Here is a 14513-nt window from a genome sequence, read left to right on the forward strand (position 1 = left end):
CACTAAAAGCGCGCAGAATAATTCAGTGAAGAAGCGGGGTGACGTGTCCATACGTCACTCCGCTTTTTTACAACCTGCGATCGCCCTTTCATGCGTTATTTACGGGAGGTCTTCTTGACTAAGCCAGCCATACTTGCCCTTGCTGATGGCAGCATTTTTCGCGGCGAAGCCATTGGAGCCGACGGTCAAACCGTTGGTGAGGTGGTGTTCAACACCGCAATGACCGGCTATCAGGAAATCCTTACCGATCCTTCCTACGCCCAACAGATCGTTACCCTGACTTACCCGCACATCGGCAATACCGGCACCACGCCGGAAGACGCCGAGTCTGACCGCGTATGGTCCGCTGGCCTGGTCATCCGTGACCTGCCGCTGGTAGCGAGCAACTGGCGTAACACGATGTCCCTGTCCGATTACCTGAAAGCCAACAATGTTGTGGCGATCGCCGGTATCGACACTCGCCGCCTGACTCGCATCCTGCGCGAAAAAGGCGCACAGAACGGCTGCATCATGGCCGGCGACAACATCTCCGAAGAAGCGGCAATCGCCGCGGCGCAAGGCTTCCCTGGCCTGAAGGGCATGGATCTGGCAAAAGTCGTCAGCACCAAGACCCAATACGAATGGCGCTCGACTGTCTGGGATCTGAAGACCGACAGCCACGCGACCATCGAAGCCTCCGAGCTGCCATACCACGTGGTTGCCTACGACTACGGCGTCAAGGTCAACATCCTGCGCATGCTGGTCGAGCGCGGCTGCCGCGTTACCGTGGTGCCGGCCCAGACTCCGGCCGCCGATGTGCTGGCGCTGAAACCGGACGGCGTGTTCCTGTCCAACGGCCCGGGTGACCCGGAGCCTTGCGACTACGCGATCAAGGCGATCAAGGAAGTGCTGGAAACCGAAATTCCGGTGTTCGGCATCTGCCTCGGCCACCAATTGCTGGCCCTGGCCTCCGGCGCCAAGACCCTGAAAATGGGCCACGGCCACCACGGTGCGAACCACCCGGTGCAGGATCTGGACACGGGTGTCGTGATGATCACCAGCCAGAACCATGGTTTTGCGGTAGACGAAGAAACCCTGCCCGCCAACGTTCGCGCGATTCACAAATCGCTGTTCGACGGCACCCTGCAGGGCATCGAGCGCACCGACAAGAGCGCGTTTAGCTTCCAGGGGCACCCTGAAGCGAGCCCGGGCCCGAACGATGTCGCGCCACTGTTCGACCGCTTCATCAACGAGATGGCCAAGCGACGCTAAGCGTTCGCCTTGAGACTGTAGAGAGAAGCCCTCGAGGGCGGCCCCGGCACCGGCGGCCCCTTCGAGACTTCAGAAATCGATCAAGACGGCTTGCCGACTGACCTGCGGATTTGAGTGACAAACCCATGCCAAAACGTACAGACATTAAAAGCATCCTGATTCTCGGCGCTGGCCCGATCGTTATCGGCCAGGCCTGCGAATTCGACTACTCCGGCGCCCAGGCCTGCAAAGCCCTGCGCGAAGAGGGTTATCGCGTCATCCTGGTGAACTCCAACCCGGCCACCATCATGACCGACCCGGACATGGCCGACGCCACGTACATCGAGCCGATCAAGTGGCAGACTGTTGCCAAGATCATCGAAAAAGAGCGTCCGGATGCGGTGCTGCCAACCATGGGCGGCCAGACCGCTCTGAACTGCGCCCTGGATCTGGAGCGCGAAGGCGTTCTGGAAAAATTCGGCGTAGAAATGATCGGCGCCAACGCCGACACCATCGACAAGGCTGAAGACCGTTCGCGTTTCGACAAAGCGATGAAATCCATCGGCTTGGCGTGCCCGCGTTCCGGTATCGCCCACAGCATGGAAGAGGCCAACGCGGTCCTCGAGACCCTGGGCTTCCCGTGCATCATCCGTCCGTCCTTCACCATGGGTGGCACCGGTGGCGGTATCGCTTACAACCGTGAAGAGTTCGAAGAAATCTGCGCCCGTGGTCTGGACCTGTCGCCGACCAAAGAGCTGCTGATCGACGAATCGCTGATCGGCTGGAAAGAATATGAAATGGAAGTTGTCCGCGACAAAAAGGACAACTGCATCATCGTCTGCTCGATCGAGAACTTCGACCCGATGGGCGTGCACACTGGTGACTCGATCACCGTGGCTCCAGCGCAGACCCTGACCGACAAGGAATACCAGATCCTGCGTAACGCCTCCCTGGCGGTACTGCGCGAGATCGGCGTCGAGACCGGCGGTTCCAACGTTCAATTCGGTATCTGCCCGAACACTGGCCGCATGGTCGTGATCGAGATGAACCCGCGCGTATCGCGTTCCTCGGCGCTGGCTTCGAAAGCCACCGGTTTCCCGATTGCCAAAGTCGCCGCCAAGCTGGCGGTGGGCTACACCCTCGACGAACTGTCGAACGACATCACTGGCGGCAAGACCCCGGCGTCCTTCGAACCGTCGATCGACTACGTCGTGACCAAGCTGCCACGTTTCGCCTTCGAGAAATTCGCCAAGGCTGACGCGCGCCTGACCACCCAGATGAAGTCGGTGGGTGAAGTCATGGCCATCGGTCGCACCTTCCAGGAATCCCTGCAGAAAGCCCTGCGCGGTCTGGAAGTCGGCGTTTGCGGTCTGGACGAGAAGCTCGACCTGAGCAACCCGGAAAGCATGAGCGTGCTCAAGCGTGAGCTGACCGTGCCGGGCGCCGAGCGTATCTGGTACGTGGCGGACGCGTTCCGCGCCGGCATGACCGTCGAAGAAATCTTCGGCATGAACATGATTGACCCGTGGTTCCTGGTGCAGATCGAAGATCTGATCAAGGACGAAGAGAAGGTCAAGACCCTCGGTCTGTCCGCTATCGACCGCGACCTGATGTACAAGCTCAAGCGCAAAGGCTTCTCCGATCAGCGTCTGGCCAAGCTGCTGGGTGTGACCGAGAAGAACCTGCGTACTCACCGTCAAAAGCTGGAAGTGTTCCCGGTCTACAAGCGCGTTGACACCTGTGCTGCCGAGTTCGCCACCGACACCGCTTACCTCTACTCGACTTACGAGGAAGAGTGCGAAGCAGCGCCGTCCGGTCGCGACAAGATCATGATTCTGGGTGGCGGTCCGAACCGTATCGGCCAGGGCATCGAGTTCGACTACTGCTGTGTGCACGCAGCCCTCGCACTGCGCGAAGACGGTTACGAGACCATCATGGTCAACTGCAACCCGGAAACCGTTTCCACCGACTACGACACTTCCGACCGTCTGTACTTCGAGCCGGTGACTCTGGAAGACGTGCTGGAAATCTGCCGTGTAGAGAAGCCGAAAGGCGTGATCGTCCAGTACGGCGGCCAGACTCCGCTGAAACTGGCTCGTGCCCTTGAAGCGGCGGGCGTGCCAATCATCGGCACCAGCCCGGACGCAATCGACCGCGCCGAAGACCGTGAGCGCTTCCAGCAAATGGTTGAGCGCCTGAACCTGCGTCAGCCGCCAAACGCCACCGTGCGCAGCGAAGACGAAGCTGTTCGTGCTGCCGCCAAAATCGGTTATCCGCTGGTGGTGCGCCCGTCCTACGTACTGGGCGGCCGCGCGATGGAAATCGTTTACAAGGAAGACGAACTCAAGCGTTACCTGCGTGACGCGGTGCAAGTGTCCAACGACAGCCCGGTGCTGCTCGATCACTTCCTCAACTGCGCCATCGAGATGGACGTGGATGCGGTATGCGACGGCAAAGATGTGGTGATCGGCGCGATCATGCAGCACATCGAGCAAGCGGGCGTTCACTCCGGTGACTCCGCGTGCTCGCTGCCACCCTACTCGCTGCCGGCGCACATCCAGGACGAGATGCGCGAACAGGTCAAGAAAATGGCCCTGGAACTGGGCGTTGTCGGCCTGATGAACGTACAGTTGGCGCTGCAAGGCGAAGACATCTACGTCATCGAAGTCAACCCGCGCGCTTCCCGTACCGTACCGTTTGTGTCCAAGTGCATCGGTGTGTCCCTGGCAATGATCGCCGCTCGCGTCATGGCCGGTAAGACCCTGAAGGAAATCGGCTTCACCAAGGAAATCATCCCGAACTTCTACAGCGTGAAAGAGGCGGTGTTCCCGTTCGCCAAATTCCCTGGCGTTGACCCGATCCTCGGCCCAGAGATGAAGTCCACCGGTGAAGTGATGGGCGTCGGCGACACCTTCGGTGAAGCGTTCGCCAAGGCCCAGATGGGCGCGAGCGAAGTGCTGCCGACCGGCGGTACCGCGTTCATCAGCGTGCGTGACGACGATAAACCACTGGTTGCAGGCGTGGCCCGTGATCTGATCAACTTGGGCTTCGAAGTGGTCGCCACTGCCGGTACTGCCAAGCTGATCGAAGCCGCAGGCCTGAAAGTGCGCCGCGTGAACAAGGTGACCGAGGGTCGTCCGCACGTGGTCGACATGATCAAGAATGACGAAGTCACCCTGATCATCAACACCACTGAAGGTCGTCAGTCGATTGCTGATTCCTACTCCATTCGTCGCAATGCCCTGCAGCACAAGATTTACTGCACTACCACCATTGCGGCGGGCGAAGCTATCTGTGAAGCGCTGAAGTTCGGTCCCGAGAAGACCGTGCGCCGCTTGCAGGATCTACACGCAGGATTGAAGGCATGATCAAATACCCAATGACCGTCCAGGGCGCGAAAGCCCTGGAAGAAGAACACGCTCATCTGACCAAGGTCGTTCGTCCGAAGCTCAGCCAGGACATCGGTACGGCTCGCGAGTTGGGTGACCTGAAGGAAAACGCCGAATACCATGCCGCCCGCGAACAGCAGGGCATGGTAGAGGCGCGGATTCGTGACATCGAAGGCCGGATTCAGAATCAGGTCATCATCGACGTCACGACTATTCCTCATACCGGCAAGGTGATCTTCGGTACAACCGTCGAAATCGCCAACGTTGAGACTGATGAGTCCGTGACTTACCACATCGTGGGTGAGGACGAGGCTGACTTCAAACTCGGCAAGATTTCGGTTGGCTCGCCTCTGTCCCGTGCCTTGATCGGCAAGGAAGAGGGCGATGTAGTCGCCGTGAAAACGCCAAGCGGCGTTATCGAGTACGAGATTGTCGAAGTCCGTCACATTTGAAAGAGGGCGCCCGCTACGTGCGGGCGCCATGCTTTGGCAGCTGGCCCAGATGTTGTGGGTCGGCGGCTTCTGGTTGATTCATCTCGGTTTGCGAGCGGTGTTGGGCAAGATTGGTCTGGCACCGTTGCTGGTCGATGAGATCGCCGATGCGTTTGCAGTGCCGGTGGTGAGTTTTGCCTTCGCATGCGTGATCTTTCAGGCTTTGGTGCTGGTACAGGCCGAGGGCCTTGTCAGTCTATGGCGGGATTTTCGCGGGCAGGTGCTGCTGATGGCGTTGTACGCGTGTGCGATGTTTGTCGCCGTGCGTGTCGGCTGGCCGGATGCGCAGCGCTGGCAGGAATTCAGTTTTCTGGTGTTGGGCTTTTCAGGTCTGGTGCTGGTGCTGCAACCAGTGCCGGGATGGAGTGGCAGGGTGCGCGAAGCACACCCTTGACCCTTGTCATCACTTGAAGCGATGAACGTTCGACAGCTGCTTGTTGACGCTGAAGTTCTTGCGGTAAACCAGTGCCATCTTGCCGATGACCTGAACCAGGTCCGCTTTGCCGACCTTGCACAGTTCTGCAATGTGCGCCAGGCGCGACTCGCGATCGAGGATGTTGAGCTTGATCTTGATCAGCTCGTGATCCGCCAATGCGCGTTCAAGTTCGGCTAACACACCTTCAGTCAAACCGTTGTCCGCCACCGTCAAAACGGGTTTCAGATGGTGGCCAATGGATTTGTACTGTTTCTTCTGCTCTGGAGTGAGCGGCATAATCTGACCCTTTCGTCTGGATTCTGTAAAATGGCGGCCATTTTACCCGAGGGTTCGTGGATCCGCCCAATTAATCACGACCCTTATCATCGAGGTGCCCAATGGCGCGTTCCAAGACAAGCCTTGGTTGGCTGAAACGACATGTCAACGATCCCTATGTGAAGCAGGCGCAGAAGGATGGCTACCGCTCGCGTGCAAGTTACAAACTTCTGGAGATCCAGGAGAAATACAAGCTGATCCGTCCCGGCATGAGCGTTGTCGACCTGGGTGCCGCGCCGGGTGGCTGGTCGCAGGTGACTAGCCGGCTGATCGGTGGTCAGGGGCGTCTGATCGCCTCGGACATCCTGGAAATGGACAGCATCCCGGACGTGAATTTCATCCAGGGTGACTTCACCGAGGACGAAGTGCTCGCGCGGATCCTTGAAGCCGTGGGTAATTCGCAGGTGGACCTTGTGATTTCCGATATGGCCCCCAATATGAGTGGTACGCCTGAAGTGGACATGCCAAAAGCCATGTTCCTTTGCGAGCTGGCGCTTGATCTGGCGGAGCGGATTCTCAAGCCGGGCGGTAATTTCGTGATCAAGATCTTTCAGGGCGAAGGGTTTGATGTTTACCTGAAGGACGCTCGCAAAAAATTCGACAAGATCCAGATGATCAAGCCGGATTCGTCCCGTGGCAGTTCCCGCGAGCAATACATGCTGGCTTGGGGTTACCGCGGGCGTAGTGAGTAAAACGAGGTTTTTCGGCGGGGTGATAGGTATTTCGTATTTCGCCCCGCGCGCATAAGCGAATATTGTGTAGAAAGTGTTTCACAAAGGGTTACAGACGGCGCCTGCCAGAGCTGTAGGTAATGTAGTAAGTTAGGCCGGTGAATATCATGCGAAGCGCGCGCCAGTAGCGGAGCTTGCTTCAGAGGGTAGTTAATTGAACGATATGGCAAAGAATCTGATCCTGTGGTTGATCATCGCGGCAGTCCTGGTGACGGTGATGAACAACTTCTCCAGCCCTAACGAGCCGCAGACCCTCAACTATTCCGACTTCATCCAGCAGGTCAAGGATGGCAAGGTCGAGCGCGTAGCCGTTGACGGCTATGTGATTACCGGCAAACGCAACGACGGCGACAGCTTCAAGACCATTCGTCCGGCGATCCAGGACAATGGCCTGATCGGCGATCTGGTCGACAATCATGTTGTGGTCGAAGGCAAGCAGCCTGAGCAGCAAAGCATCTGGACCCAGCTTCTGGTGGCCAGCTTCCCGATCCTGGTAATCATCGCGGTGTTCATGTTCTTCATGCGCCAGATGCAGGGCGGGGCGGGCGGCAAGGGCGGACCGATGAGCTTCGGCAAGAGCAAGGCGCGCCTGCTTTCCGAAGACCAGGTGAAAACCACCTTGGCTGACGTTGCCGGTTGCGACGAAGCCAAGGAAGAAGTTGGCGAGCTGGTTGAGTTTCTGCGTGACCCGGGCAAGTTCCAGCGTCTGGGCGGTCGCATTCCACGCGGCGTGCTGATGGTCGGTCCTCCGGGCACCGGTAAAACCTTGCTTGCCAAGGCGATTGCCGGCGAAGCGAAGGTGCCGTTCTTCACCATTTCCGGTTCCGACTTTGTTGAAATGTTCGTGGGTGTCGGTGCGAGCCGTGTTCGCGACATGTTCGAACAAGCCAAGAAACACGCTCCATGCATCATCTTCATCGACGAAATCGACGCCGTCGGTCGCCACCGTGGCGCCGGCATGGGTGGCGGTCACGACGAGCGCGAGCAGACTCTCAACCAATTGCTGGTGGAGATGGACGGCTTCGAGATGAACGACGGCATTATCGTGATTGCTGCTACCAACCGTCCTGACGTGCTCGACCCTGCGCTGCTGCGTCCGGGCCGTTTCGACCGTCAGGTGGTGGTTGGTTTGCCGGATATCCGTGGTCGTGAGCAGATCCTCAAGGTTCACATGCGCAAGGTGCCAATGGGTGACGACGTTGCTCCGGCAGTCATCGCGCGTGGTACTCCAGGCTTCTCTGGTGCGGACCTGGCCAACCTGGTCAACGAAGCTTCGCTGTTCGCTGCGCGCAGCGGCAAGCGCATTGTTGAAATGAAAGAGTTCGAACTGGCTAAAGACAAGATCATGATGGGCGCCGAGCGCAAATCGATGGTCATGTCCGAGAAAGAAAAACAGAACACCGCTTATCACGAAGCCGGCCACGCCATCGTTGGTCGCGTAGTGCCTGAGCATGATCCTGTCTACAAGGTCTCGATCATTCCGCGCGGTCGTGCGCTGGGTGTGACCATGTTCCTGCCGGAAGAGGATCGCTACAGCCTGTCCAAGCGTGCACTGATCAGTCAGATCTGCTCGCTGTACGGCGGCCGTATCGCCGAAGAAATGACCCTTGGCTTTGACGGTGTAACCACCGGCGCTTCCAACGACATCATGCGTGCCAGCCAGATTGCACGGAACATGGTGACCAAGTGGGGTCTGTCGGAAAAACTCGGTCCGCTGATGTACGCCGAAGAAGAGGGCGAAGTGTTCCTCGGTCGCGGCGGCGGTGGTCAGAATGCAAGTTTCTCCGGTGAGACGGCCAAGTTGATCGACTCGGAAGTGCGCAGCATCATCGACCAGTGCTACGGCACCGCGAAACAGATTCTCACGGACAACCGCGACAAGCTGGATGCCATGGCTGATGCGCTCATGAAGTACGAAACGATTGATGCCGAGCAGATCGACGACATCATGGCGGGCCGTACACCTCGTGAACCACGCGACTGGTCGGGCGGTACCGGCACCGGTACGCCGCCTCCAGTGGTTCAGGATGAGCGTCCGGAAACACCGATTGGCGGTCCGGCTGCTGACGTTTAAGGTTTGAAATGACTTCTGTACAGTCCCTGACCCGGTTGCCTTGCGGCAACCGGGTTCTTGATTTGGCCCGGACGCATGTCATGGGCATTCTCAATGTCACCCCTGATTCTTTTTCCGACGGCGGCCGCTACAGCCAGCGGGACGTGGCCTTGCGCCACGCCGAGGCTATGGTCACGGCCGGCGCGACGCTGATTGACGTCGGTGGTGAGTCGACCCGCCCAGGTGCCCGCGCGGTTTCGCCGCTGGAAGAGCTGGAGCGCGTAGCGCCGATCGTGGAACTGATCAATCGCGAACTGGATGTGGTCATCTCGGTCGATACGTCGACACCTGCGGTGATGCGCGAAACTGCGCGCCTCGGCGCCGGCTTGATCAACGATGTGCGTTCGCTGCGTCGTGATGGCGCGCTGGATGCCGCAGCGGCGACCGGCCTGCCGGTCTGTCTGATGCATATGCTCGGCGAGCCGGGTGACATGCAGGACAATCCGCACTACCAGGACGTGACTCGCGAAGTGAGCGATTTTCTGTCTGGGCGTATGGCGCAATGTGCGGCGGCAGGCATTCCTGCCGAGCGGATCATTCTTGATCCCGGTTTCGGTTTCGCCAAAACCCTGCAGCACAATCTAAGCTTGTTCAAACATATGGAAGCCCTGCATGCGCTGGGTCGTCCGCTGTTGGTTGGCGTTTCACGCAAAAGCATGATCGGCCAGGCGCTGAATCGTCCCGTGGGCGAGCGTCTGTATGGCGGGCTGGCACTGGCAGCACTGGCATCGGTGAAAGGAGCGCGTATATTGCGCGTCCATGATGTGGCGGAAACGGTAGACGTGGTGCGCATGCTCGCGGCCGTGGAATCAGCCGAATAAGAATGATGGAGCACTTATGAGCAAGAAGTATTTTGGCACTGACGGTATTCGTGGTCGTGTTGGTGAGTATCCGATCACCCCTGACTTCATGCTCAAGCTCGGCTGGGCGGCGGGGATGGCGTTTCGCAAGATGGGCGCCTGCAAGGTGCTGGTCGGCAAGGACACGCGAATCTCTGGCTATATGTTCGAGTCGGCGCTTGAGGCAGGCCTGACGTCGGCGGGCGCCGACGTGATGCTCCTCGGCCCGATGCCGACACCGGCCATTGCCTATCTGTCGCGCACATTCCAGGCTGAAGCCGGGATCGTGATCAGCGCTTCGCACAATCCACATGACGATAACGGCATCAAGTTCTTCTCCGGGAAAGGCACCAAGCTGCCCGACGAGCTGGAGTTGATGATCGAAGAGTTGCTCGATGCGCCAATGACTGTCGTTGAGTCGAGCAAGATCGGCAAAGTATCGCGAATCAACGATGCTTCCGGTCGCTACATCGAATTTTGCAAAAGCAGTGTGCCGACCGGCACCAGTTTTTCTGGCCTGAAGATCGTTATCGACTGCGCGCACGGTGCAACCTACAAGGTCGCTCCGAGTGTCTTTCGTGAGTTGGGTGCTGAAGTGGTTGTGCTGTCGGCCCAGCCCAATGGTCTGAACATCAATGACAATTGCGGCTCGACCCATATGGGGCAACTGCAGGCCGCCGTGCTGGCTGAGCACGCCGACCTGGGTATCGCCTTCGATGGTGACGGTGATCGGGTGCTGATGGTCGATCACACCGGTGCCATCGTTGATGGTGACGAGTTGCTGTTTATTATTGCCCGCGATCTGCACGAGCGTGGCAAGTTGCAGGGGGGAGTCGTCGGTACGCTGATGAGCAACCTTGGGCTTGAGTTGGCACTCGCCGAGCTTTCGATACCGTTCATTCGTGCCAACGTTGGCGACCGATATGTGATCGCCGAACTGCTGGAGCGCCACTGGCTGGTAGGTGGTGAAAATTCCGGACACGTCGTCTGCTTCAATCACACCACTACCGGTGATGCGATCATCGCAGCGTTGCAGGTGCTGATGGCATTGAAGACACGTAATGAAGGACTGGCGCAAACTCGTCAGGCTCTGCGCAAGTGCCCTCAGGTGCTCATCAACGTCCGATTCGGTGGTGGCGAAAGTCCGCTTGAGCATCCGGCTGTCAAGGAAGCCAGTGCGCGTGTCACCCAGGCAATGGCGGGTCGTGGTCGGGTGCTTTTGCGCAAGTCCGGCACAGAGCCGCTGGTGCGTGTGATGGTCGAAGGTGAGGATGAAACTCAGGTTCGCGCCTATGCCGAAGAACTGGCAAAACTGGTAAGTGAAGTTTCTGCCTGATTCGGCTTGCCAGCCATGATTGTGTTGGGTAACATCTGCGCCCACTTTGACCGACGAGGTACAGCATGCGTCGCCCTATGGTAGCTGGTAACTGGAAGATGCACGGTACCCGCGCCAGCGTCGCTGAGCTGATCAACGGTCTTCGTCATCTGGCCTTGCCAAGCGGTGTTGATGTCGCGGTATTCCCGCCTTGCTTGCATATCAATCAAGTGATTGATGGCTTGAAAGGCAAGTCGATTTCGGTCGGCGCGCAGAACTCTGCGGTGGAATCCATGCAAGGTGCATTGACCGGTGAGATTGCGCCGAGTCAGTTGGTGGATGCGGGTTGTTCCCTGGTGCTTGTCGGGCACTCCGAACGCCGCCAGATAATGGGCGAGCGAGACGGAATGCTGAATCGCAAGTTCGCAGCGGCACAGGCATGTGGCTTGATTCCGGTGTTGTGTGTAGGGGAAACCCTCGAGCAGCGCGAAGCCGGAAAAACTCTTGAGGTTGTCGGGCGTCAGCTGGGCAGCATCATCGAGGAGCTGGGTGTTGGTGCCTTTGCCAAGGCAGTCATTGCTTACGAGCCGGTCTGGGCCATTGGTACCGGACTGACTGCAACGCCGCAACAGGCGCAGGATGTGCACAAAGCCATTCGCGAGCAGTTGGCGGCAGAGAATTCTGAAGTCGCACGAGGTGTGCGGCTTCTATACGGCGGCAGCGTGAAGGCGGCCAATGCGGTCGAACTGTTCGGCATGCCGGATATCGATGGGGGGCTCATTGGTGGAGCTTCCCTGAATGCAGATGAGTTCGGTGCGATTTGTCGCGCCGCGGGAAACTGAAAAAATGCTGGAAACAGTCGTAGTCGTTTTTCATCTGCTGGGTGCATTGGGCGTAGTTGCTCTGGTTTTGCTGCAGCAGGGTAAAGGTGCGGATGCTGGCGCGTCTTTCGGAGCAGGTGCTTCAAATACTGTGTTCGGAAGCCAAGGTTCCTCTACCTTTCTTAGTAAGTTTACTGCTATACTTGCCGCCGGTTTCTTCATAACCAGCTTGGGGTTAGGTTACTTTGCTAAAGAGAAGGCTCATCAGCTGACTCAGGCAGGTTTGCCAAACCCGGCAGTGTTGGAAGTGCCTAATCAACAACAACCGGCTTCTGATGATGTCCCGGTGCTTCAAGAGCAAAAGTCGGCTACTCCAGCGACTGACGTACCTCCAGCTCAAGAGCAGAAGTAAGAAGGGTTTCAAACGTAGTTTTGCCGAGGTGGTGGAATTGGTAGACACGCAACCTTGAGGTGGTTGTGCCCATAGGGTGTAGGGGTTCGAGTCCCCTTCTCGGTACCAATTAGTCAGGAGAGCCCGCTGTTGCGGGCTTTCTTGCAGGTGGAAGGTTACATTGACCCTATAAGGGATCGGTCGTATACTTCCGCCCCAGCTTTGTCGCGGGGTGGAGCAGTCTGGTAGCTCGTCGGGCTCATAACCCGAAGGTCGTCGGTTCAAATCCGGCCCCCGCAACCAGTTTAAGGAGCCCCTTTTAAGGGGCTTTTTGTTAGCTGGACACTTTCTACGCCGCTGTTCGACGGCGTTTCAAGGATGGGCGTTTCGCCCATTTTTTTATTTTGCATAGCATGCACATACATGCACGAGGGGGTTCAGGTGTCGAGCAAGCTAGAAGAGTTGCAGGCCTTGTTGGCCCCGGTGGTCGTGGCCCTAGGCTATGAATGCTGGGGTATTGAGTTTTCGGCTCAAGGTCGCCACTCAATGTTGCGCGTTTATATCGATAAAGAAGGCGGCGTGCTGGTGGATGATTGCGCCATCGTCAGCCGTCAGATCAGCGGTGTGCTGGATGTTGAAGATCCGATCTCCGTTGAATACACCCTTGAAGTTTCCTCGCCTGGCATGGAACGCCCGCTGTTCACTCTTGAGCAGTTTGCAAAATTTGCCGGTGAACAAGTAAAGATCAAGCTGCGCTCGCCTTTTGAAGGGCGACGCAACTTTCAGGGCCTTCTGCGCGGTGTAGAAGAGCAGGACGTCGTGGTGCAGGTAGATGACCATGAATTCCTGTTGCCGATCGACATGATCGACAAGGCCAACATTATTCCCAGTTTTGACTGAGACGCGGATCCCGCGGATCCAATGGCTTGCGAAAGGCGAGGCGTACGATGAGCAAAGAAGTACTGCTGGTTGTTGAGTCGGTATCCAATGAAAAGGGCGTACCGGCAAGCGTAATTTTTGAAGCGCTGGAGCTGGCCCTGGCCACTGCTACCAAAAAGCGTTTTGAAGACGAAGTTGACCTGCGTGTGGAAATTAACCGCCACACCGGTTCCTACGAAACTTTCCGTCGCTGGACGGTCGTCGAAGAGAATGATCTTGACGATCCGGCCATCGAAACCTGGCCGAGCAAGGTTGCCGAAACGCATCCTGGCGCCAAGGTTGGCGACGTCGTCGAAGAAAAAATCGAATCCATCGAGTTCGGCCGCATTGCCGCACAGACTGCCAAGCAAGTCATCGTGCAGAAAGTGCGTGAAGCCGAGCGCGCTCAAGTGGTCGACGCCTATCGCGAGCGCCTGGGAGAAATCATCTCCGGCACCGTGAAAAAAGTGACCCGCGACAACGTGATCGTCGATCTGGGTAACAACGCCGAGGCGTTGCTGGCCCGTGAAGACATCATTTCTCGCGAAACCTTCCGTGTCGGTGTACGTCTGCGTGCATTGCTCAAGGAAATCCGCACCGAGAACCGCGGCCCGCAGCTGATTCTGTCGCGTACTGCGCCGGAAATGCTGATCGAGCTGTTCCGTATCGAAGTGCCGGAAATCGCTGAAGGCCTGATCGAAGTCATGGCAGCGTCCCGTGATCCGGGTTCGCGTGCCAAGATCGCTGTTCGCTCCAAGGACAAACGCATCGACCCGCAGGGCGCGTGCATCGGTATGCGCGGTTCGCGCGTCCAGGCCGTGTCGGGTGAGTTGGGCGGTGAGCGTGTTGATATCGTCCTGTGGGACGACAACCCGGCTCAGTTCGTGATCAACGCCATGTCCCCGGCCGAGGTTGCGGCAATTATCGTTGACGAAGATGCCCATGCAATGGACATCGCCGTTGGCGCAGACAATCTGGCTCAGGCCATCGGTCGTGGTGGTCAGAACGTGCGTCTGGCAAGCCAGTTGACTGGCTGGACCCTGAACGTGATGACCGAATCGGACATCCAGGCTAAGCAACAAGCAGAAACCGGCGACATCCTGCGCAACTTCATCGACGAGCTGGAAGTCGACGAAGAGCTGGCTCAGGTGCTGGTTGATGAAGGCTTCACCAGCCTGGAAGAGATTGCCTACGTACCGTTGGAAGAAATGCTCAACATCGACGGCTTTGACGAAGACATCGTCAACGAGCTTCGCGCTCGTGCCAAGGATCGCTTGTTGACCAAAGCCATCGCTACTGAGGAAAAGCTGGCAGACGCCCATCCGGCCGAAGACCTGCTCTCGCTTGAGGGTATGGACAAGGATTTGGCGATGGAACTGGCGGTGCGCGGCGTAATTACCCGCGAAGACCTGGCCGAGCAGTCTATTGACGACCTGCTCGACATCGACGGCATTGACGATGATCGTGCCGGCAAGTTGATCATGGCCGCCCGAGCCCACTGGTTCGAGTAATTAGGCGCGGCCT

13 protein-coding genes and 2 tRNA genes are annotated in these 14513 nt (G+C 58.0%); 14 read left to right on the top strand and 1 reads right to left on the bottom strand.

Translation table 11 applies throughout. The features are described 5' to 3' along the window. The first annotated feature begins 114 nt into the window (after nucleotides 1-114). From carA to AC1UK9_RS04055, 4 genes are all read left to right on the top strand, one after another. Nucleotides 115-1251, top strand: a complete 1137-nt coding sequence (carA, locus tag AC1UK9_RS04040; RefSeq protein ID WP_007953761.1) for a glutamine-hydrolyzing carbamoyl-phosphate synthase small subunit — start codon at nucleotides 115-117, stop codon at nucleotides 1249-1251. A 125-nt stretch (nucleotides 1252-1376) separates the two neighbouring features. After that, nucleotides 1377-4598, top strand: a complete 3222-nt coding sequence (gene carB, locus AC1UK9_RS04045) for a carbamoyl-phosphate synthase large subunit (protein ID WP_025110458.1) — start codon at nucleotides 1377-1379, stop codon at nucleotides 4596-4598. Further along, the gene (greA, locus tag AC1UK9_RS04050) at nucleotides 4595-5071 is read left to right on the top strand and encodes a transcription elongation factor GreA (RefSeq protein ID WP_482579504.1); all 477 of its coding nucleotides are present in this window, start codon (nucleotides 4595-4597) and stop codon (nucleotides 5069-5071) included. The genes carB and greA overlap by 4 nt, the downstream gene beginning before the upstream one ends. A 28-nt stretch (nucleotides 5072-5099) precedes the next feature. Beyond that, a complete protein-coding gene (locus AC1UK9_RS04055; RefSeq protein WP_482579505.1) occupies nucleotides 5100-5504 on the top strand; it encodes an MFS transporter in 405 nt (134 codons plus the stop codon). 9 nt (nucleotides 5505-5513) lie between these two features. Here AC1UK9_RS04055 and AC1UK9_RS04060 read toward each other — a convergent pair whose 3' ends face one another. After that, entirely contained in the window at nucleotides 5514-5822 is a 309-nt protein-coding gene (locus AC1UK9_RS04060) for a YhbY family RNA-binding protein (protein WP_003221534.1), read from the bottom strand. 101 nt (nucleotides 5823-5923) lie between these two features. Here AC1UK9_RS04060 and rlmE point away from each other — a divergent pair, with 101 nt between their 5' ends. The 10 genes from rlmE to nusA all read left to right on the top strand — a co-directional run bounded on the left by rlmE (nucleotide 5924) and on the right by nusA (nucleotide 14500). Continuing rightward, nucleotides 5924-6553, top strand: a complete 630-nt coding sequence (gene rlmE, locus AC1UK9_RS04065; protein WP_025110456.1) for a 23S rRNA (uridine(2552)-2'-O)-methyltransferase RlmE — start codon at nucleotides 5924-5926, stop codon at nucleotides 6551-6553. 202 nt (nucleotides 6554-6755) lie between these two features. After that, a complete protein-coding gene (ftsH, locus tag AC1UK9_RS04070) occupies nucleotides 6756-8666 on the top strand; it encodes an ATP-dependent zinc metalloprotease FtsH (RefSeq protein ID WP_025110455.1) in 1911 nt (636 codons plus the stop codon). Between the two features lie 8 nt (nucleotides 8667-8674). Beyond that, nucleotides 8675-9526 (top strand): dihydropteroate synthase, encoded by an 852-nt coding sequence (folP, locus tag AC1UK9_RS04075; RefSeq protein WP_482579506.1) that lies wholly within the window; start codon nucleotides 8675-8677, stop codon nucleotides 9524-9526. A gap of 16 nt (nucleotides 9527-9542) precedes the next feature. After that, on the top strand, nucleotides 9543-10880 hold the full coding sequence (gene glmM, locus AC1UK9_RS04080; protein WP_482579507.1) for a phosphoglucosamine mutase: 1338 nt from the start codon (nucleotides 9543-9545) through the stop codon (nucleotides 10878-10880). Nucleotides 10881-10945: 65 nt separating this feature from the next. Next, on the top strand, nucleotides 10946-11701 hold the full coding sequence (gene tpiA / locus AC1UK9_RS04085) for a triose-phosphate isomerase (protein WP_008088336.1): 756 nt from the start codon (nucleotides 10946-10948) through the stop codon (nucleotides 11699-11701). A 4-nt stretch (nucleotides 11702-11705) separates the two neighbouring features. Continuing rightward, the gene (secG, locus tag AC1UK9_RS04090; protein WP_482579508.1) at nucleotides 11706-12092 is read left to right on the top strand and encodes a preprotein translocase subunit SecG; all 387 of its coding nucleotides are present in this window, start codon (nucleotides 11706-11708) and stop codon (nucleotides 12090-12092) included. 22 nt (nucleotides 12093-12114) lie between these two features. Further along, a tRNA-Leu gene (locus AC1UK9_RS04095) sits at nucleotides 12115-12200 on the top strand. A gap of 97 nt (nucleotides 12201-12297) precedes the next feature. Continuing rightward, a tRNA-Met gene (locus AC1UK9_RS04100) sits at nucleotides 12298-12374 on the top strand. Between the two features lie 138 nt (nucleotides 12375-12512). Then, nucleotides 12513-12971, top strand: a complete 459-nt coding sequence (gene rimP, locus AC1UK9_RS04105) for a ribosome maturation factor RimP (RefSeq protein WP_007915250.1) — start codon at nucleotides 12513-12515, stop codon at nucleotides 12969-12971. A 47-nt stretch (nucleotides 12972-13018) separates the two neighbouring features. Then, nucleotides 13019-14500: a transcription termination factor NusA gene (gene nusA / locus AC1UK9_RS04110; RefSeq protein ID WP_003221546.1), complete on the top strand. Its 1482-nt coding sequence runs from the start codon at nucleotides 13019-13021 to the stop codon at nucleotides 14498-14500. The last annotated feature ends 13 nt before the right edge of the window (nucleotides 14501-14513 follow it).

It is taken from the genome of Pseudomonas sp. AK-TSAG1-1 (assembly GCF_056821665.1).